The organism is Streptomyces sp. NPDC086080 (genome assembly GCF_044540255.1).
GTDB lineage: Bacteria > Actinomycetota > Actinomycetes > Streptomycetales > Streptomycetaceae > Streptomyces.
Map to the genome: position 1 here is coordinate 1 of NZ_JBITRU010000056.1, position 19,400 is coordinate 19,400.

At 72.0% G+C, this 19,400-nt stretch carries 14 protein-coding genes and 1 pseudogene; 7 read left to right on the top strand and 8 right to left on the bottom strand.

Annotation, left to right across the window (positions count from 1 at the left end):
- A pseudogene (locus ACIF9R_RS35950) lies at positions 1 to 327 on the top strand (hypothetical protein); the annotation flags it as partial.
- 60 nt (positions 328 to 387) lie between these two features.
- Here the strand turns inward: ACIF9R_RS35950 and ACIF9R_RS35955 are convergent.
- Both ACIF9R_RS35955 and ACIF9R_RS35960 read right to left on the bottom strand, forming a co-directional pair.
- Positions 388 to 1,386: a hypothetical protein gene (locus ACIF9R_RS35955; protein ID WP_037827853.1), complete on the bottom strand. Its 999-nt coding sequence runs from the start codon at positions 1,384 to 1,386 to the stop codon at positions 388 to 390.
- Positions 1,387 to 1,505: 119 nt separating this feature from the next.
- The gene (locus ACIF9R_RS35960; protein ID WP_360469929.1) at positions 1,506 to 2,975 is read right to left on the bottom strand and encodes a PucR family transcriptional regulator; all 1,470 of its coding nucleotides are present in this window, start codon (positions 2,973 to 2,975) and stop codon (positions 1,506 to 1,508) included.
- Between the two features lie 125 nt (positions 2,976 to 3,100).
- Here ACIF9R_RS35960 and ACIF9R_RS35965 point away from each other — a divergent pair, with 125 nt between their 5' ends.
- The 3 genes from ACIF9R_RS35965 (at position 3,101) to ACIF9R_RS35975 (ending at position 7,313) form a co-directional block, all read left to right on the top strand.
- Entirely contained in the window at positions 3,101 to 4,564 is a 1,464-nt protein-coding gene (locus tag ACIF9R_RS35965; protein WP_399986962.1) for a sodium:solute symporter, read from the top strand.
- A 101-nt stretch (positions 4,565 to 4,665) separates the two neighbouring features.
- Positions 4,666 to 5,634, top strand: a complete 969-nt coding sequence (speB, locus tag ACIF9R_RS35970; protein ID WP_399986964.1) for an agmatinase — start codon at positions 4,666 to 4,668, stop codon at positions 5,632 to 5,634.
- Positions 5,631 to 7,313, top strand: a complete 1,683-nt coding sequence (locus tag ACIF9R_RS35975; RefSeq protein ID WP_399986965.1) for a thiamine pyrophosphate-binding protein — start codon at positions 5,631 to 5,633, stop codon at positions 7,311 to 7,313. The genes speB and ACIF9R_RS35975 overlap by 4 nt, the downstream gene beginning before the upstream one ends.
- A gap of 12 nt (positions 7,314 to 7,325) precedes the next feature.
- Here the strand turns inward: ACIF9R_RS35975 and ACIF9R_RS35980 are convergent, their stop codons facing one another.
- Together ACIF9R_RS35980 and ACIF9R_RS35985 are read right to left on the bottom strand one after the other, a co-directional pair.
- Entirely contained in the window at positions 7,326 to 7,733 is a 408-nt protein-coding gene (locus ACIF9R_RS35980; protein ID WP_014156165.1) for a helix-turn-helix domain-containing protein, read from the bottom strand.
- Positions 7,733 to 8,122, bottom strand: coding sequence for a type II toxin-antitoxin system RelE/ParE family toxin (locus tag ACIF9R_RS35985; RefSeq protein ID WP_014156166.1), 390 nt, complete (start codon positions 8,120 to 8,122; stop codon positions 7,733 to 7,735). The genes ACIF9R_RS35980 and ACIF9R_RS35985 overlap by 1 nt, the downstream gene beginning before the upstream one ends.
- 226 nt (positions 8,123 to 8,348) lie before the next feature.
- Between ACIF9R_RS35985 and ACIF9R_RS35990 the strand changes: the two genes are divergently transcribed.
- From ACIF9R_RS35990 to ACIF9R_RS36000, 3 genes are all read left to right on the top strand, one after another.
- Positions 8,349 to 12,155 (top strand): ABC transporter ATP-binding protein, encoded by a 3,807-nt coding sequence (locus tag ACIF9R_RS35990; protein WP_399986967.1) that lies wholly within the window; start codon positions 8,349 to 8,351, stop codon positions 12,153 to 12,155.
- A gap of 108 nt (positions 12,156 to 12,263) precedes the next feature.
- Positions 12,264 to 12,716, top strand: coding sequence for a hypothetical protein (locus ACIF9R_RS35995; protein WP_030122488.1), 453 nt, complete (start codon positions 12,264 to 12,266; stop codon positions 12,714 to 12,716).
- 77 nt (positions 12,717 to 12,793) lie between these two features.
- Positions 12,794 to 14,266, top strand: a complete 1,473-nt coding sequence (locus tag ACIF9R_RS36000) for a S28 family serine protease (protein WP_134665116.1) — start codon at positions 12,794 to 12,796, stop codon at positions 14,264 to 14,266.
- 45 nt (positions 14,267 to 14,311) lie between these two features.
- Here the strand turns inward: ACIF9R_RS36000 and ACIF9R_RS36005 are convergent, their stop codons facing one another.
- The 4 genes from ACIF9R_RS36005 to ACIF9R_RS36020 all read right to left on the bottom strand — a co-directional run bounded on the left by ACIF9R_RS36005 (position 14,312) and on the right by ACIF9R_RS36020 (position 19,242).
- On the bottom strand, positions 14,312 to 14,914 hold the full coding sequence (locus tag ACIF9R_RS36005; protein ID WP_030122490.1) for a membrane protein: 603 nt from the start codon (positions 14,912 to 14,914) through the stop codon (positions 14,312 to 14,314).
- Between the two features lie 120 nt (positions 14,915 to 15,034).
- Entirely contained in the window at positions 15,035 to 16,885 is a 1,851-nt protein-coding gene (locus ACIF9R_RS36010) for a glycoside hydrolase family 3 N-terminal domain-containing protein (RefSeq protein ID WP_399986970.1), read from the bottom strand.
- A gap of 156 nt (positions 16,886 to 17,041) precedes the next feature.
- On the bottom strand, positions 17,042 to 17,842 hold the full coding sequence (locus ACIF9R_RS36015; RefSeq protein ID WP_399986972.1) for a sugar phosphate isomerase/epimerase family protein: 801 nt from the start codon (positions 17,840 to 17,842) through the stop codon (positions 17,042 to 17,044).
- Between the two features lie 353 nt (positions 17,843 to 18,195).
- Positions 18,196 to 19,242, bottom strand: coding sequence for a LacI family DNA-binding transcriptional regulator (locus ACIF9R_RS36020; protein ID WP_399986974.1), 1,047 nt, complete (start codon positions 19,240 to 19,242; stop codon positions 18,196 to 18,198).
- Between the last annotated feature and the right edge of the window lie 158 nt (positions 19,243 to 19,400).

A 19,400-nucleotide genomic window follows, 5' to 3' on the forward strand; every position in this document is an offset into this window, starting at 1 on the left:
TTCACTCCGCACAGGGGCGACTGGCTGTCGGTCGTCGATCAGGGTCTGCGAGCCCTGGGTGTCACCGCCGTGTCCGTGGACGACTTCGGCCATGGCGCTCCGCCCGCACCCCTGCCGTACGCCTACACGCCGGGCTGCGGGGAGTGGGCGCCGGAGGCGATCGCCGAAGCGCTCCGGCAGTTCGAGGCCACCAAGCGCGCGGTGGACGAGTCGGGGCAGGCCCCGCCCTTGGAACCCGAGGTCGTGGACGCCGTCATGCAGTGCCTCGACTGGATGCGGCAGGCGGAAGCACGACCTGGATACGGCGTCATCGGCTTCCGCTCCTGAAGCCGGAGAGGGTGCGCCGAGGCGGTCGCTCCTCGGACGTTCACGCGTCGTGGTCCGGGTTCAGCCCTCCGATCGCCCTATCAGCCTGGTGAAGCGCCGCAGTCCTCTCCGAGTGGGTGCGAGAGGTGCGTCCTCGGGGGCGACGGCCTCCGGTGCCGCGGGCAGGGCTGCGGGAGCAGGGGCGGTGGCCGGGGTCTCCGGGTACTGAGTGCTCCTTTCCATCCGGCTGCGGACGGCCTGGGCCATGGCGCGGTGGGACGGTTCCCGCAGTAATCCCTCCGCGGACAACTTCTCCCACATGTGCAGCAGTTCCTGTCCTCTGGTCGCCACCTGAGTCTGGTCCTGGAGCCGTTGCCACGCCGCGGTGGCGCGGGCCACCTCGGGCACGGCCCGGTGCAGATCGCTGCCGCAGCGGATGCGTGCGACGGTCAACGCGAGTCCTGTGGAGGTCGAGTAGTCGCCGCGACGATAGGCGATGTACGCCTCGATCGCCCGTGCCTCCAGCGACAGTTCGTCCTCCGCGCCCCGGCGCAGGGTCAGGTGTTCCCGCAGCGCGCCGGCGAGGACGAACGCGGCGTGCAGTTCCTCGCGCTTCGCGTGCTGGATGATCCGCTCGACCCGGGCGAGCGGTGGGAACGTCCGCTCCTCGGCGGTGGTTCGCTCGCGCCCGGGAGGCAGGTCCTCCTCCTCGGCGATGGTCCGGCTGGAGCCGTCGGGATGCACCCGGAGCCGCGCGACCTGGCGCACGCTGCGGTCGATGACGGTCGCCGCCACCGGCGTCCCCAGGGTGCGGGCGAACATGGCCACGGCGTCGAGGATCGCCTCGTTGGGCGGGCGGGTGCCGCCCATCGTCAGGAGGTGGCCGTTGACCACCGTCGAGCCGTCCTCCGCCACGTAGGCGTCGAGGCGGATGAGTGGCTGTGCGCTGAGTGCGGGAAGGTTTCCCCTGTCACGGGGTGCCAGTGCCTGAGCGATCCGCTCGGACTCCGTGTCCGCGCCGATGACCGGCGGTGAGTCGGCCGGTGCCGTCGTGTGCCCGGGTCGTGGAACGTGGACCATAAGTGCGCCTCCGAGGTACATGCCCACGTACGTGATCTCATTCTAATAGATGATCAGGTCGCCGGACCGGCGGATCCCAGGCCGATCCCGGCGGCACCGCCCGGGGCGCGTCAGGCCGGTCATCCCCGCCGCAGCGCGAACCACAGCTCGGTCCGCACGTCCATGTCGTCCAGGTCCACGTCCAGCAGCGCCGCGCACCGCGCGATGCGCTGGCGGACCGTGTTGCGGTGGACCTTGAGCGCCACCGCCGTGCGGTCCCAGCTGCCGTGCAGGCTCAGCCAGCAGCGCAGCGTCTCGGCCAGTGGTTCGGTGAGCGGGGCCAGCAGGGCACGGGCGTGGGCCTCGGCGCGGTCGGCGGGGACGAGGTCGGCCAGGCCCCCGGCGCCCGGCCGGTGGTTGCCGAGCGGGGTGCGGGTCGCCTCCGCGTGGCCCAGGGCGCGGGACGCCTGGGTGTCGGCGTCGGGCAGGGCGGCGGCCGTGGAAGGGCCCGAGACGCCGAGGGTCCAGCCGGGCTGGGGGGCAACCGCCCCCTGGTGACCGGGGAGCAGCACCCGTACGGTCTCCCGGTCCACGTCCGACAGCGCCGAACCCAGCGCCGCGCCCAGGGCTCCCGCGTTCAGCGAGCCGGGCGGGGTGCCGTCGGCCCGCCGGGCGTGGACCACCGTCCAGTCGTCGCCGTCCCCGTCGCCCAGCAGCGGTGCGACGTCCTGCGGCGCCGCGCCCAGAAGGAGGCGTACGAGCGCGGCCGAACGGCCCGCCGCGTCTGCGCCCTGGTGGGGGGCGGTGAGCAGGGACAGCAGCACGACGGCGATCCCCGCGACGGTGTGGTCACCGGAGTCGCGGCGGGGTGTCGCCAGGGTGAGGACCAGTCCCTGGCCCCCGCCGAGGGCGTAGGCGAACAGATGGGTGCCGCCCCGGGTGTCGGTCGCGGACGACGGGCTCGGCTTCCGGGAGGGGGACGAGGGGGCCGTCGGTGACACCACCCGGGCCAGTCGGGCCAGCGCCGTCCGTACGTCCGGTGCCGTGTGCCCGCCCGCCGCGTGCAGCACCCCGCCGTCCGCCGTGAGCAGCTCGGCCCGGCCGTCCAGCTGCACGGCGAGCTGCCGCAGCACCGCAGGTACGGGATCGGGGCGGGCCGCGGCCGTCGCCAGGGCCTGCTGGGCCCGGGTCACCCGGCGCAGTTCGCGGTGCCGGGCCTCCGCCATGAGCCGCCAGACCGCCCGCGCGATCGCGGTGAACCGGGTCTCGGGCGGCACTTCGATCAGCGGCAGGCCGTGGCGCTCGCACGCCTCCACCAGGGCGCGCGGCACCGTGTCGTGCACCGGTGCCACCCCGAAGCCCAGCGCCGACGCCCCCGCCTGCGCGAGCCGGGCGACGTAGGTGTCCGCGTCCGCCAGCTGCACCCCCGCCGTGAGCAGCAGTTCGCCGCCGAGCAGGTACGGGTACGGGTCGGCCATCTCCGAGGTGTGCACCCACAGCAGGTCCGCGTGTTCCGGGCCGGCGATGCGGCGCAGGCCCAGCTCCTCCCGGGCCAGCAGTTCGGTCAGCGGGATGGGCGGGGTGGGGGGCCCGGCGGGGGAGTCCGGCATGGATGTTCCATCCACTCGGCGGGGTGAGGATGGAGGAAACGTACACTTCAGCGTCGGCTTCCGGCCACCTACCGTCTCCAACACCACATCCGGCCCCTGAGTGGAAAACGAGACGGAGGAAGCCCATGGCTGTCGACTACGCGGTGATCGTCGTCTATCTGGCCGGCATGCTCGCCATGGGCTGGTGGGGCATGCGCCGCGCCAGGTCCAAGAGCGAGTTCCTGGTCGCCGGACGCCGACTCGGGCCCTGGATGTACTCCGGCACCATGGCCGCCATCGTCCTCGGCGGTGCCTCGACCATCGGCGGCGTGGGCCTCGGCTACCAGTACGGGCTCTCCGGCGCCTGGATGGTCTTCACCATCGGGCTCGGGCTGCTCGCGCTGTCCGTCTTCTTCTCCGCGCGCATCGCCCGGCTGAAGGTCTACACCGTCTCCGAGATGCTCGACCTGCGCTACGGCGGGCGGGCCGGGATCATCTCCGGCGTCGTCATGTGGGCGTACACCCTGATGCTCGCAGTCACCTCGACCATCGCCTACGCCACCATCTTCGACGTCCTGTTCGACGTGAACCGGACTGTCGCGATCGTCCTGGGCGGCACCATCGTCGTCGCGTACTCGACGCTCGGCGGCATGTGGTCGATCACGATCACCGACATGGTGCAGTTCGTCGTCAAGACGATCGGCGTGCTGCTCCTGCTCCTGCCGATCGCCGTCGTCAAGGCCGGCGGCTTCAGCGAGATGAAGGCGAAGCTGCCCACCGAGTACTTCGACCCGCTGGGCATCGGCGGCGAGACGATCTTCACGTACGTCCTGATCTACACCTTCGGCATGCTGATCGGGCAGGACATCTGGCAGCGCGTGTTCACCGCCCGCAGCGACAGCACGGCCCGCTGGGGCGGGACCGTCGCCGGTACCTACTGCCTGGTGTACGCGCTCGCCGGCGCCGTCATCGGCACCGCCGCCAAGGTGATGTACCCGAAGCTGCCCAGCGCCGACGCCGCGTTCGCGACGATCGTGAAGGACGAACTGCCGGTCGGTGTGCGGGGCCTGGTGCTGGCCGCCGCGCTCGCCGCGGTGATGTCGACCTCCTCCGGAGCGCTCATCGCCTGCGCGACCGTGGCCAACAACGACATCTGGTCGCGGCTGCGGGGCGTGGTCGCCAAGGAGGGCGAGGGGGAGCAGGACGAGGTGAAGGGGAACCGCGCCTTCATCCTCCTCATGGGCGTCGCCGTCATCGTGATCGCCATCGCGCTCAACAACGTCGTCGAGGCACTGACCGTCGCCTACAACCTGCTGGTCGGCGGGCTGCTCGTGCCGATCCTCGGCGGTCTGCTCTGGCGCCGGGGCACGGCGGCGGGCGCGCTCGCCGCGGTGGCCGTCGGCGGTGCCTCGGTGATCGGGCTGATGGCGGGATTCGGGATCCTCGCCAACGAGCCGGTCTACTACGGGCTGCTCGCCTCGCTCGCGGTGTACGTCGTCGTGTCCCTGGCGACGAAGCCGACCGACGCAGCCGTGCTGAGCGCCTGGCGCGAACGGCTTGCCGGGCGCGGGACCGAGGAGCCGGCCACCCCGGACCCGGTCACCGTCTGACCGGCGGCCACCGAAACCGGGCCCCGAACGGGCCCTGGCAGACTGAATACCGTATGAACGCCCACAAGGCGTGCATCACCGAACGAAAGGCACCCGCACCCATGAGCAGCAACGAGACGCCGCGCGGCCCCGTCGACTCCTCCCGCATCCCGCGGTACGCCGGACCCGCGACGTTCGCCCGGCTGCCACGGCTCGACGAGGTCGGCTCCGCCGACGTCGCCGTCGTCGGCGTGCCCTTCGACACCGGTGTCTCCTACCGCCCCGGCGCCCGCTTCGGCGGCAACGCCATCCGGGAGGCCTCGCGCCTCCTGCGCCCCTACAACCCGGCGCAGGACGCCTCGCCCTTCGCCCTCGCCCAGGTCGCCGACGCCGGTGACATCGCCGCGAACCCCTTCGACATCAACGAGGCCGTCGAGACCGTCGAGGCCGCCGCCGACGACCTGCTCGCGACCGGCGCCCGGCTGATGACGCTCGGCGGCGACCACACCATCGCGCTGCCCCTGCTGCGTTCCGTCGCCAAGAAGCACGGGCCCGTCGCCCTGCTGCACTTCGACGCGCACCTGGACACCTGGGACACCTACTTCGGGGCGGAGTACACCCACGGAACCCCGTTCCGCCGCGCCGTCGAGGAGGGCATCCTCGACACGGAGGCCCTGTCCCACGTGGGCACCCGCGGCCCGCTCTACGGCAAGCAGGACCTGACCGACGACGAGAAGATGGGCTTCGGCATCGTCACCTCCGCCGACGTCATGCGGCGCGGCGTCGACGAGATCGCCGACCAGCTGCGCCAGCGCATCGGGGACCGCCCGCTCTACATCTCCATCGACATCGACGTCCTGGACCCGGCGCACGCCCCCGGCACCGGCACCCCCGAGGCCGGCGGCCTCACCTCCCGCGAACTCCTGGAGATCCTGCGCGGACTCTCCTCCTGCCACCTGGTCTCCGCCGACCTGGTCGAGGTGGCGCCCGCGTACGACCACGCCGAGATCACCTCCGTGGCCGCCTCCCACACCGCGTACGAGCTGACGACGATCATGTCCCGCCAGATCGCGGAGGGCCGCACCAAGTGAGCCACGACCACGACGACCGGCCGCGGCTCACCGCCGCGCAGGCGGAGGCGGCGCTGCACGTGCCGCCCGGCCGCAACGGCGGTGACCTGGTCGTCGAGACCCTCCAGGGCCTCGGCGCCACCACCGTCTTCGGGCTGCCCGGCCAGCACGCGCTCGGCATGTTCGACGCGCTGCGCCGCTCCTCGCTGTCGTACGTCGGACTCCGCGTCGAGAACAACGCCGGGTTCGCCGCCGACGCCTACGGCCGGATCACCGGTGAGGTGGCGCCCCTGCTGCTCTCCACCGGTCCCGGCGCGCTCACCTCGCTCGCCGCGCTCCAGGAGGCCGCCGCCGCGTCGGCACCCGTGCTGGCGATCTCCAGCCAGATCCCCACCGCGGGGCTCGGCGGCGGGCGCCACGGCTATCTGCACGAGCTGCGCGACCAGCAGGCCTCCGTACGGGACATCGTGAAGTCCGTCCACACCGTGCGTTCCGCCTCGCAGATCCCGTCCGCGATCGCCGCCGCCTGGGAGTCCGCGCTGACCGCTCCGCACGGGCCGGTCTGGGTGGAGATCCCGCAGGACGTGCTGCTCGCCGGGACGGTCCTGCCCGTCGTCAGCGCCCTCGACGCCACCCCCCGCGCGCTCTACCCGCGCCCGGAGCTCACCCTCGTCGCGGCCCACCTGCTGTCGAACGCCGAACGCCCGGTGATCATCGCCGGCGGCGGGGTCGTCCGGTCCGACGCGGCCGGCAAGCTGCGCGCGCTCGCGGAGAAGATCGACGCCCCTGTCGTCACGACCTTCGGCGGCAAGGGCGCCTTCCCCTGGGAGCACCCGCTGTCGCTGCGCTCCTGGCTGGAGGACCGGCACACCACCGACTTCCTGGAGGACGCGGACGTCCTGCTCGTCGTCGGCTCCGGGCTCGGCGAACTCTCCTCGAACTACCACACCTTCCGGCCGCGCGGCCGGGTGATCCAGATCGAGGCGGACGCCGGGAAGCTGGAGTCCAACCACCCCGCCCTCGGCATCCACTCCGACGCCCGCGAGGCACTCGCCGACCTCCTGGAGGCGGTGGAGCCCCGCGAGGACGCCACGGCGGCCGAGCGGGTGCGCGAGCTCCTGGAGCGGGTCCACGACCGCATCGCGGCGCAGGACCTCACGCTGGAGCAGCAGGTGCTGGCCTCCGTGCGCGAGGCGCTGCCCGACACGTCCCCCAGCTTCTGGGACATGACGATCCTGGCCTACTGGGCCTGGTCCGCGTTCGACGCCCGCCACCCGAACACCATGCACTCCGCCCAGGGCGCGGGCGGCCTCGGCTACGGCTTCCCGGCTGCGCTCGGCGCGGCAGCCGCCGACCGCACCCGGCCGGTGCTGGCCGTCTCCGGTGACGGCGGGGCGATGTACTCCATCGCGGAGCTGGCCACCGCGCGCCAGTACGACCTGCCGGTCACCTGGCTGATCGTCGACGACGGGGGCTACGGCATCCTGCGCGAGTACATGACGGGCGCCTTCGGCGAGGCCACCGCGACCGAGCTCTCCCGCCCGGACTTCGTCGCCCTCGCCGAGTCCTTCGGCGTACCCGCGGTGCGTACGTCGCCGGAGTCGCTCGCCGCCGACCTCGGCAAGGCTCTCGCGGCCCCGGGCCCGTCCGTCGTCGTGCTCCCGGCCCTGCTCAGGATGTTCGAGCCGACGCACCTGTAGTGGAAGAGCGCCTCAGCCGGCGGCCGTCCGCTTCGCGTCCGTGTCCGTGGCCTCGACGGCTGCGGACACGGACGGACCCGCATCCGATGATCCGGCCGCGGTGAACGCCATCCGGAAACCCTCTCCGTCGGCCTCCAAGCTGAACGTCGCATCCATCGCCCGTGCCAGCCGGGCAAGCAGCGCCACGGTGGGCAGGGTGCCGCCGATCTCCAGCTTGGAGACCTGCGGTTGCGTCATTCCCGCCCGTCGAGCCAGTTCGGTCTGCGAGATACCGCACTCGGCCCGCCGGTCGTGGACGGCCTGCCCCACGTCGTACCGGAGGGCGATCGCCGCGCGGAGCTTCTCCGTCGCGGGGTCCTCCGCGATTCCCTGGGCGACCTTCCTGTCGCGGGCCATCTTCCAGTGGGCGTGGCTGACCATTACCACTCCTTCGTCTCTGCCTCTGTGGTGCGGGTGTACACGTCGAGCGTGGCTTCGTGCGCAGCCTCGCAGAGCGCTTTTGTTCGCTTGGCGCGTGCCACTTCCGCGCTCTCCCTCTGCCGCGTCTTGCGGAAGACGGTGAGCAGGACGATTCTCCGGCCGGGCGCCAGCCAGTAGGAAATTCTTGTGGCGTCCCGGTTGCAGCCCAGTGAGAAGCGCAGCTCCCGGACTCCTTCGCCGAGGTGCCGGGAGTACGGCTCTCCCAGGGTGGTCGGACGGTCGCGCAGCAGGTCGGCGATGTGCTCGACCGCGAGGTAGTCGTCGTCGCGCAGATTCATCAGCCACAGTCGAACCTCGGGTTCGATCTCGACGGTGTAGGGGCTATCCATATTCTGGAAGGTATAGATACTTCAAGGTATAACGCGGATAGTTGTTGCGCTATCGCGCGTACGGGTGGCACCTCCCGTCCTGTTGACCACGAGTCCTAGGTCCACCGCCCCCCACGCCTCCGCCCATCGGCCGGGAATTGTTGCGGAAGGATGAAATCCGCTGCCGGCCGCGTTGGTGAGATGCGGTAGGTCAGGCGGGGCAACGGGGCGAAATCAGGAGGCACGGGTGGCGGGCGCGGAGAAACAGGGCGCGGAGGAGCGGGACACCCGGGAGCAGGGCGTCCAGGAGCCCGGCTGGGGCCGGAGGCTGACCGGGTACGCCTGGCGCTACCGGCGCAACGTCGTCCTGGCCCTCGGGTCCTCGCTCGCCGGCATGGGCGTGATGGCCCTCGTCCCGCTGATCACCAAGGTGATCATCGACGACGTCGTCGGCAGCCACACACGGTCTCTCGGCGTCTGGACCGGCCTCCTCGTCGGAGCCGCCGTCCTCGTCTACATCGCGACCTACATCCGCCGCTACTACGGCGGCCGGCTCGCCCTGGACGTCCAGCACGACCTGCGGACCGAGATGTACGGCACCCTCACCCGGCTCGACGGGAAGCGGCAGGACGAGCTCTCCACCGGCCAGGTCGTCGGGCGCGCCACCAGTGACCTGCAGCTGATCCAGGGGCTGCTGTTCATGCTCCCGATGACCATCGGGAACATCCTGCTCTTCCTCATCTCCCTGGTGATCATGGCGTGGCTCTCGCTGCCCCTGACCCTGATCGCCCTCGCCGTCGCCCCCGCCCTGTGGTTCATCGCCCGCCGCTCCAAGGCCCGCCTCTTCCCGGCCACCTGGTACGCCCAGAGCCAGGCCGCCGCCGTGGCCGGAGTGGTCGACGGGGCCGTGTCCGGCGTCCGGGTCGTCAAGGGGTTCGGCCAGGAGGAGCAGGAGACCGGCAAGCTCCGCGAGGTCAGCCGCAAGCTCTTCGCGGGCCGGCTGCGCACCATCCGGCTGAACTCCCGCTACACCCCGGCGCTCCAGGCCGTCCCCGCGCTCGGCCAGGTCGCGATGCTGGCGCTCGGCGGCTGGCTCGCCACCCGTGGCGAGATCACGCTCGGCACGTTCGTCGCCTTCTCCACCTACCTCGCCCAGCTCGTGGGCCCGGTCCGGATGCTCGCCATGGTCCTCACCGTCGGCCAGCAGGCCAGGGCCGGTGTGGAGCGCGTACTGGAGCTGATCGACGCCGAGCCGTCCATGACGGACGGCACCAGGACGCTCCCGGCCGACGCCCCCGCGAGCGTCGAGTTCGACGACGTCCGCTTCGGCTACGCGCGTGAAGAGGCCCCCGGAAGCGGAGCGGAGGAGGACCGCCCCGTCCTGGACGGCTTCTCCCTCACGATCGACCCGGGCGAGACGGTCGCCGTCGTCGGCGCCTCCGGCAGCGGCAAGTCCACCGTCTCGCTCCTGCTGCCCCGCTTCTACGACGTCTCCCACGGCGCCGTCCTCGTCGGCGGCCACGACGTCCGCGAGCTCACCCAGGACTCGCTGCGGGCCGCCATCGGCCTCGTGCCGGAGGACAGCTTCCTCTTCTCCGAGTCCGTGGGCGCCAACATCGCGTACGGATACCCGGGTGCCACCCAGGAGCAGATCGAGCGGGCCGCGCGCGCCGCCCAGGCGCACGGTTTCATCTCCGAGCTGCCCGAGGGCTACGACACCAAGGTCGGCGAGCACGGGCTCACCCTCTCCGGCGGCCAGCGCCAGCGCGTCGCCCTGGCCCGGGCCATCCTCACCGACCCCCGCCTGCTGATCCTCGACGACGCCACCTCCGCCGTCGACGCCCGGGTCGAGCACGAGATCCACGAGGTCCTGGCCCGGGTCATGGAGGGCCGCACGACCCTGCTGATAGCCCACCGCCGGTCCACGCTCGGTCTCGCAGACCGCATCGCCGTCCTCGACCGGGGCCGGCTCGCCGACATCGGGACGCACGCGGAGCTGGAGCGCCGCTCCGCGCTCTACCGCCGGCTGCTCACCGACCCCGACGAGTTGGGCGGCACCTCGCCCGGCCACCGGCCCAAGGCGGTCGTGGCGGAGCCGGAGGACGACCGCGCGCTCCTGGAGGAGCTCGACGCGGAGTTCGACGCGGAGCGCGGGGTCACCCCCGCCCTGTGGATCCGCAAGGAGGAGCAGCGCGACACGGCGGCCGCCGGGATGCCCGCCACCCCCGAGCTCCTGGCCCAGGTCGACGCGCTGCCCCCGGCCACCGACGTCCCCGCCATCGACGAGGCGAGCGCGGTGCGCCCGGAGAAGTCGTACGGCCTGCGCAGGCTGCTGCACGGCTTCGGGGCCGCGCTGCTGGTGAGCCTGGGGCTGGTCGCCGTCGACGCCGGCATGGGGCTGCTCCTGCCCGTGCTGATCCGGCACGGCATCGACGACGGCGTCACGAAGATGGCGCTCGGCGCGGTCTGGGCGGCTGCCGGGCTGGGACTGCTCGCCGTCCTCGTGCAGTGGCTGGCGCAGATCGGTGAGACCCGGATGACGGGCCGCACCGGCGAACGCGTGCTGTACTCCCTGCGCCTCAAGATCTTCGCGCAGCTCCAGCGGCTCGGTCTCGACTACTACGAGCGGGAGCTGACCGGCCGGATCATGACCCGGATGACGACGGACGTGGACGCGCTGTCGACGTTCCTGCAGACCGGTCTGGTCACCGCCTTCGTCTCCCTCGTCACCTTCTTCGGCATCACCGTCGTGCTGCTCGTCCTCGACGTGCAGCTGGCCCTGGTCGTCTTCGCGACGCTGCCCGCGCTGATCGTCGGCACGTTCTTCTTCCGCCGCAAGAGCGTCAAGGCCTACGAACTCGCCCGTGAACGCATCAGCGTCGTCAACGCCGACCTCCAGGAGTCCGTCGCCGGGCTGCGGATCGTCCAGGCATTCCGGCGCGAGACCGACGGCGCCGAGCGCTTCGCGGCGCGCAGCGACCACTACCGCCAGGCCCGGGTGCGAGGGCAGTGGCTGATCTCGGTCTACTTCCCGTTCGTGCAGCTCCTGGCATCGGTCGCGGCCGCCGCGGTGCTGATCGTGGGAGCCGGCCGGGTCGACGACGGGACGCTGACCACCGGTGCGCTGGTCGCCTACCTGCTCTACATCGACCTGTTCTTCGCCCCGGTGCAGCAGCTGTCCCAGGTGTTCGACGGCTACCAGCAGGCCAGCGTGTCCCTCGGACGCATCCAGGAGCTGCTGCGGGAGCCCACCTCCACGGCCGACCACGACGAGCCCCAGGCGGTGACGTCGCTGCGCGGCGAGATCGCGTTCGAGGACGTGTCCTTCGCGTACACGGGCGAGGAGGAGGCCCTGACCGGCATCGATCTGCGGATCCCGGCCGGCCAGACGGTCGCCTTCGTCGGGGAGACCGGTGCGGGCAAGTCCACCCTGGTCAAGCTCGTCGCGCGTTTCTACGACCCGACGAGCGGGCGGGTGACGGCGGACGGCACCGACCTGCGCAAGCTCGACAGGACGGCGTACCGGCACCGGCTCGGAGTGGTGCCGCAGGAGTCCTACCTCTTCGAGGGGACGGTCCGCGACGCCATCGCGTACGGGCTGCCGGAGGCCACCGACGCCCAGGTGGAGGCTGCGGCACGCGCGGTCGGCGCGCACGACATGATCGCCACCCTGGAGGACGGCTACCTCCACCGGGTCGCCGAGCGGGGCCGCAACCTCTCGGCCGGCCAGCGCCAGCTGATCGCGCTCGCGCGCGCCGAGCTGGTCGACCCCGACGTCCTGCTGCTCGACGAGGCGACCGCCTCCCTCGACCTCGCCAGTGAGGCGCAGGTCAACCAGGCCACCGACCGGCTGGCGGGCCGGCGCACCACCCTGGTGGTCGCCCACCGGCTGACCACGGCGGCCCGGGCCGACCGGGTCGTGGTGATGGACCGGGGCAGGGTCGCCGAGGACGGTACGCATGAGGAGCTGCTGGCCAGGGAAGGCGCGTACGCGCGGCTGTGGCGCACCTTCATAGGGGAGGACATGGGCGAGGAGACCCCGGCAGGCGTGTGACGCCCGGTGGGCGGACGGCCCTCCGCCACCGCGGAACCCGACGGCCCTCTTCCCGCGTCGTACACCGGTGCGTACATGTGCCCGAGAAGGGGCCAAGCGTTCTACGGAATGGGCGGGGTGGATGAGGTGAACGGTGTGGCGAGCCCGTTGAGGTCATCGGGACGACAGCGGCCGGGGGCGGGCCGGCGTGCGGCGGCGGCGCTGCTCGTCCTCCCGCTGCTCGGCGCCCTCGGCCTGGTGCTGGGCCCCACCGGGGCGGCCCCCGCGCACGCCGCGTCGGCCTGCTCCGGGCGGCTGGTCAAAACGGTGACCTTCTCCACCGGTTCGCTGCGCGTCTACGAGAGCCGTGCCTACGCGTGTGCCGTGAGCGTCGCCAAGAAGCCGGGCGCCCGCCGCGCGATGCGGGTGTCGCTGCAGCCGCGCGGCGGCCGGGCGGTCGTCGACAGCGGGAAGTTCACGAAGCTGGCCGGCCCGGTCACGGTCCACGCGCTGAACCGCTGTGTCCGTGCCTCGGGTTCCGTCGGAGGCTCGTCCGGCTCCACCGGGTGGATCTTGTGCTGAGGTGCGAGTAGGCCTGGCGTGACGGGTGTGACCCCCGCTAGGTTCACGGCGAATGTCGTGAATCAAGGGGAGGGTGCATGCGCAAGGTGCTCAGAGGCGTTCTGTCGCTCGCGGTGCTCATAGGCACAGTGAGTGCGACCGGGGCCTCGGCCGGTGCGGCCACCGCCGCGGAACCGGCCGCGAAGCAGGGCAGCGGCCACAGCAGCAGCAGCGAGGACATCAAGGACCGCATCCTGGCCATCCCGGGGATGAGTCTGATCGAGGAGAAGCCGTACCCCGGGTACCGCTACTTCGTCCTGAACTACACCCAGCCGATCGACCACAAGCACCCGTCCAAGGGCACGTTCCAGCAGCGCGTCACCCTGCTGCACAAGGACACGAGCCGGCCCACGGTCTTCTTCACCAGCGGCTACAACGTCTCGACCAACCCGAGCCGCAGCGAGCCGACTCAGATCATCGACGGTAACCAGGTGTCCCTGGAGTACCGGTTCTTCACGCCGTCCCGCCCGGCCCCCGCCGACTGGTCGAAGCTGGACATCTGGCAGGCCGCCAGCGACCAGCACCGGGTCTTCAAGGCGCTGAAGAAGATCTACTCCCAGAACTGGCTCGCCACCGGCGGCTCCAAGGGCGGTATGACCGCCACCTACTTCGAGCGCTTCTACCCGAAGGACATGGACGGCGTCGTCGCCTACGTCGCCCCCAACGACGTGGTGAACGACGAGGACTCCGCGTACGACCGGTTCTTCGCCCGCGTCGGCACCAAGGAGTGCCGGGACCGGCTGAGCGGCGTCCAGCGTGAGGCCCTCGTCCGCCGGGAGCCGCTGGAGAAGAAGTTCGCGGCCTACGCCGCCGAGAACAACCTCACCTTCGACACGGTCGGCACGCTCGACAAGGCGTACGAGGCCGTCGTCATGGACTACGTCTGGGCGTTCTGGCAGTACAGCCTGCTCGCCGACTGCGCGTCCGTCCCGGCCGACGCGAAGAACGCCACCGACCAGGAGATCTGGGACTCCGTCGACGGCATCTCGGGCTTCTCGGCCTACGCGGACCAGGGCCTGGCGACGTACACGCCGTACTACTACCAGGCCGGCACGCAGCTCGGATCGCCCGACATCGAGCAGCCCTGGCTCGGCAACCTCAGCCGCTACGGCTACCAGCCGCCGCGCAACTTCGTGCCGCGCTCCATCCCGATGAAGTTCCAGCACTCGGCCATGCGTGACGTGGACAGCTGGGTCAGGAACAACGCCCGGCAGATGATGTACGTCTACGGCGGGAACGACCCGTGGGGCGCGGAGCCCTTCCGCCTCGGCAAGGGCGCCAGGGACAGCTACGTCTACACGGTGGACGGCGGGAACCACGGCTCCAAGATCGCCGGCCTCACGGCCGACGAGAAGGCGAGGGCCACTGCCGCAGTCCTCCGCTGGGCCGGGGTCGCGCCGGCGGCCGTCGAGGCCGACCCGGCGAAGGCGAAGCCCCTCGCGAAGTTCGACGCCCGCCTCGACAAGCGGGACGACGAACTCCAGCGCAACCGGGGCACGCTGAGGCCGTAACAGGCCGGCCCGGATTCGAAGTGGGCTGCGTCCGCCGGGTGCTGATCACACCCGGTGGGCGCAGCCCACCGGCCTGTCCCCGCCCAGCCGCACATACAGATCCGTGCTGTCCGGGCAGAGGGCGCGGCGTGCGGCCGCCGACCCGATCTCGAACTCCGGCGGGCGCTCGCCCGATCCGTCGCAGGCGGTCTCCCTGACCTCGCCGTCGCGGAGGCCCTGGACGCAGTCCCCGACCACGGTGCGCGGACCGCCGCCCTGTCCCGGATCGCCCGGATGCGGGGACTCCAGATTGCGCATGCACGCGTAGCCCCGGGGAGCGGAAGGACCGCCTCGGGAGATGTGCAGGACGAAGTCGGTCGTGGGCGGACACGCGGGACCGTCCGACGGGGTGCCGGTGTACCGGGCCAGCACCCGCGCCGCCGCCCTCTCACTGCCGCACGACACCTCGCGGACCGTCCCCCCGCGCGAACTGCACTCGGCCGGCCCCAGGAACTCCGGCCCCTGCCCGGTGGCAGCCGTACCGCCGCGCGGACTCCCGGCGGGCGTGCCCGGCGTGCCGGTCACCGGCTGCCGGCAGGCACTCAGCACGAGCGCCGCGACGACGGTGAGCAGGACGCGCGGCATCCGCACGGCACGGCACTCTCGCATGGACGACGACCCCCCTGTACGCCCACAGGGACGTGCACCCAGCGTGACCCGCCGGGGCGGGCGCACGCCAGGTGCACGGGGTGTTTTCAGCTCATCGGGTGGTTGCGGCGCGAAGCCGGCCTACATGCGGTACGACAGCCCGTAACCCACGGGGTAGAGCGCCTGTGCGGGGGCGTCCGCCCGCTGCACCGGCACCGGCAGCCTGCCCTCGGGGCGGGCCCGCCCCGCGATCACCCGTGCGGCGGCCCTCAGTTCGACGTCCGTCCAGGAGTACGCGGCGAGGCTCGCCGCGTAGCCCGTTCCGGCCAGCTGGGCGATGTCGTACGGATTGCGGATCGCGACCGTGATCACCGGGACGCCGGTGGCCGCGAGGGCGCTGACCAGGGTCCGCTGCGAACTGGTCGCCGACACGTTGTACGTGCCCACGACCACCGCGTCCTTGCCCGCGGCGGCGGCCACCGCCTCGGCGATCTTCGCCTGGGTGGGTGCCGTGCCGGTGGACAGCGCGGTCGCCGCGAATCCCAGCTCCTCGAAGGCCCCGGCCAGCGTGGTGGTCGGCGGGCCGGTCGTGCCGGAGGGCGAGGCCGGATCGGCGCCGACCACCAGGAGGTTCCTGTGGGACCTGCGGGACAGCGGCAGCAGCGAGCCGGTGTTGGCCAGCAGCGTGGTCGTCCGCTCGGCGATCCGGTCGGCGGTGGCGAGGTGCGAACGGACGCCCACGGTGCGGTCGACACCCCGGTGGGTGACGTACGGATCGCGGAACAGCCCGAGCCTCGTCTTGAGCCGCAGGATGCGCAGAATCGATTCCTCGATGCGGGCCTCGCTGATCTCGCCGCTTCTCACCGCGCCCAGCACGGCGTTCCAGGCGACCTTGAGGTCCGGCGGGTTCAGCAGCTGGTCCACGCCCGCCAGCAGCGCGAGGACCGGCACGCGCTCGTCGCCGTACTTCGTGCGGACGCCCTCCATGCCCAGGGCGTCGGTGACCACGACGCCGTCGTAGCCGAGCTCCTCGCGGAGGATGCCGGTGAGGATCGGGTGCGAGAGGGTCGCCGGGTCCTCCGACGGGTCCAGGGCGGGCACCACGATGTGCGCCGTCATGATCGAGTCGATGCCCGCCGCCACGGCCGCCCGGAACGGCGGGGCGTCCAGCTCGGCCCACTGCTCCCGGGTGTGACGGATGACGGGCAGACCGGTGTGGCTGTCGGTGCTGGTGTCGCCGTGGCCGGGGAAGTGCTTCGCGGTGGAGGCGATCCCGGCGCCCTGATACCCCTTCACCTGCGCCGCGACCATCCCGGCCACCGACTCGGGGTCGGAGCCGAAGGAGCGTACGCCGATGACCGGGTTGGCCGGGTTGACGTTGACGTCCGCGTCCGGCGCGTAGTTCTGGTTGATGCCCAGCGCCGCCAGCTCGGCCCCGGCGATCCGGCCCGCCGTACGGGCGTCGGAGCGTGAACCGCCCGCCCCCAGGGCCATCGCCCCCGGCAGCAGCGTCGCCGGTTCACCGACCCGGCACACGATGCCGTGTTCCTGGTCGGTGGAGACCAGGAGCGGCAGCGGGGTGCGGCCGGCCAGCCCGGCCCGCTGGATGCCGTTGGAGAGGGCGGCGATCTGGTGCGGGTCGCGGGTGTTGTGCGCCCACGCGAAGTAGATGATCCCGCCGACGTGGTAGGTGGCGACCAGCTCGGCGGCGGTGCGGACCCCGATCTCCTTGAGGTTCGCGTCGATGTCGGCCTGGTCGGGATCGGTGGCGGAGTGCCCGTACACCCGCATCACGAAGAGCTGGCCGACCTTCTCCTCCAGGCTCATCCGGGCGATGATCCGCCGCAGCCGGCGGTCGGTGGAGGCGTTAGTGGAGGCATCGGCGGGGTGCGCGGACGCGGTGCCGGTGGCGGAGAGGACGCCGGTGGCCGCGGCCGCCGCGGCCGCCGCCGTGGCGGTGAGGAGGGTGCGTCGTGAGGTGCGGTGGGGCACGTGAGCTCCTTCCCGGGGGTGAAAGAAACTTCCAAGGAAGTACGCTTATAGGGAAAGTAACTTCCGGTCAAGGGTCCCGGCCGCCGCCGCCATGACCCGCGCGCGAACGGGTGATCTCCCCGGACCCGTGCCCCGACCCTCCTGCCGGACCGCCGCCTACTGCTTCGGCGCCCCCAGCCGCAGCAGGTGGTCCCGGCCGGCGCCCAGCAGGCCCGGGAGCTCCGCCGCCCCGGGGTACCAGCGCTTCTCGTACTCCCAGCAGAGCCAGCCGTCCCAGCCGTGCCGGGAGAGGACCTCGACGACATCGGCGAGCGGAAGGACGCCGGCACCGAGGACAAGAGGCGTCCTGTCCTCGGCGGAGGCGATGTCCTTCACCTGGACATAGCCCAGGTGGGGTGAGAGCGCCGCGAAACTCTCCACGGGCTGCTCACCTCCGAGCCAGGTGTGCATCACGTCCCACAGCGCGCCCACCTGCCGGTGCCCGACCAGACCGAGCACCCGCATCGCGTCGGCGCCGGTGCGGTGCGAGTCGTGCGTCTCCAGCAGAATCCGTACGCCCGCGTCGGCCGCGTACTCGGCGGCCGTGCCCAGCCGCCGGGCGGCCGTCGCGTCCGCCTCCTCGACGGTCTGTTCGTCGCCGCCGCCGGGGAACACCCTGACGAACGGGGCGCCGATGTCCCGGGCGAGGTCGAGCAGGGTGCGGATCTCACCGATGACGGCATCGTCCTCACCGGGCGCGGCGACCCGGACGTATCCGGCGAGGCCCAGCACCTCGACGCCGGCCGACTTGAAGTCGGTGGCGACATCCGCACGTTGCGCGGGAGTGAGGCCCGGGTGGACGGGTTCCTCGGGGTGGGCGCGCAGCTCGACGCCGTGGTAGCCGTGCGCGGTCGCGAGGCCCAGTACGTCGGCGAGGGGCAGGCCAGGGACACCGAGGGTGGAGAACGCCAGCTTCATAAATTCGGACACTACCCGCGACCGGCCCGGTCGACTCCTCCCCATTACTCCGTTGTCGCCGCGACCCGCAGTCGCCGATCACCTTCCAGGGGCGCGGGGAACTGCGCGAACCCCACGGATGACCGTCAGTCGCCGATCGCGTTCGAGGGGCGCGGGGAACTGCGCGAACCCACCCACGACCGTCAGTCGCCGATCACCTTCCAGGGGCGCGGGGAACCGATCGCGTTCGAGGGGCGCGGGGAACTGCGCGAACACCACCCACGACCGTCAGTCGCCATCGCCTTCGAGGGGCGCGGGGAACTGCGCGAAATCCACTCAAGACCCGCACCCCCCCCCGCTACGCCCCCGCCCCCTCACCCCCGAGGCCCCGCCACAGACCCCCGCACCATCAGCTCCCCCCGCACCACCGCGATCCCCCCGGGCGGCGCCTCCTCCCGCCCCATGGCGATCCGCCCCGCCCGAGCCCCCGCCTCCGCCAACGGCAACCGCACCGTCGTCAGCGCCGGCACCACGTCGATGCTGAACGGCAGATCGTCGAACCCGGCCACCGACACATCGTCCGGGATCCGCCGCCCGGTGTCCCGCAGTGCCGCACACGCACCCAGCGCGACGGAGTCGTTCGCCGCGACAACGGCCGTCAACGACGGGTCACGCCGCAGGAGTTCGAGCGTGGCCTCGTACCCCGACAGCCGGTCGTACCGTCCGTGCACGGTCCACCGGGCGTCCTCCTCGATCCCGTGCGTGGCCAGCGCGGCCCGGTGCCCCTCGAGCCGGTGCCGTGTCGTCGACCGTTCCTGGGGCCCCGCGATGTACCCGAGCCGCCGGTGCCCCAACCCGATCAGATGCTCGGTGAGTTCCTGCCCCCCAGCCCGGTTGTCGAAGGTCAGCGCGATCGCCCCGGTCTCCGGCGCCTGCGGCCGCCCGCACAGCACCACCCGCGTCCCGGCCTCCGTCAGCTTCCGCAACTTCGCGTCCAGCGCCGCCCGGTGCGGAGCGTCCTCGATCGCGCCACCGGTCAGCACCACCGCCGCCGCCCGCTGCCGCTGGAGCAGGGTGAGGTAGGTCAGTTCACGCTCGGGCGAGCCCCCCGTATTGCACACGACCGCGAGTCTCTCCCCGCCCGCGCGACCGCCCGGCCCCCCGATCTCCCCCTGGATGGCGCTCGCCATGATCCCGAAGAACGGGTCGGCGATGTCGTTCACCAGGATGCCGACCAGGTCGGACGTGGCGGCGGCGAGGGAGCTCGCGGGGCCGTTGAGCACATAGTCCAGTTCGTCCACGGCCTTCAGTACCCGCTCGCGGGTGGACGCGGCCACGGGATAGTTCCCGTTGAGCACGCGTGACACCGTCGCGGGTGAGACCTGCGCGCGAGCCGCCACGTCCGCCAGGGTCACGGTCATCTCTCGTCCTCCGGTCGCGCGTTGCGTCGTCTCGTCGTCGTCCCGAGCAGACCCTACGGCGGCCACGCCCGTTTGTTCGCCCCCTCGAACAAGTCGGCCGCGGCGACGGTCTTGTCCGGAACGCCGTTCAGAGGCTAACTTCTCCTTACATAGAAAGC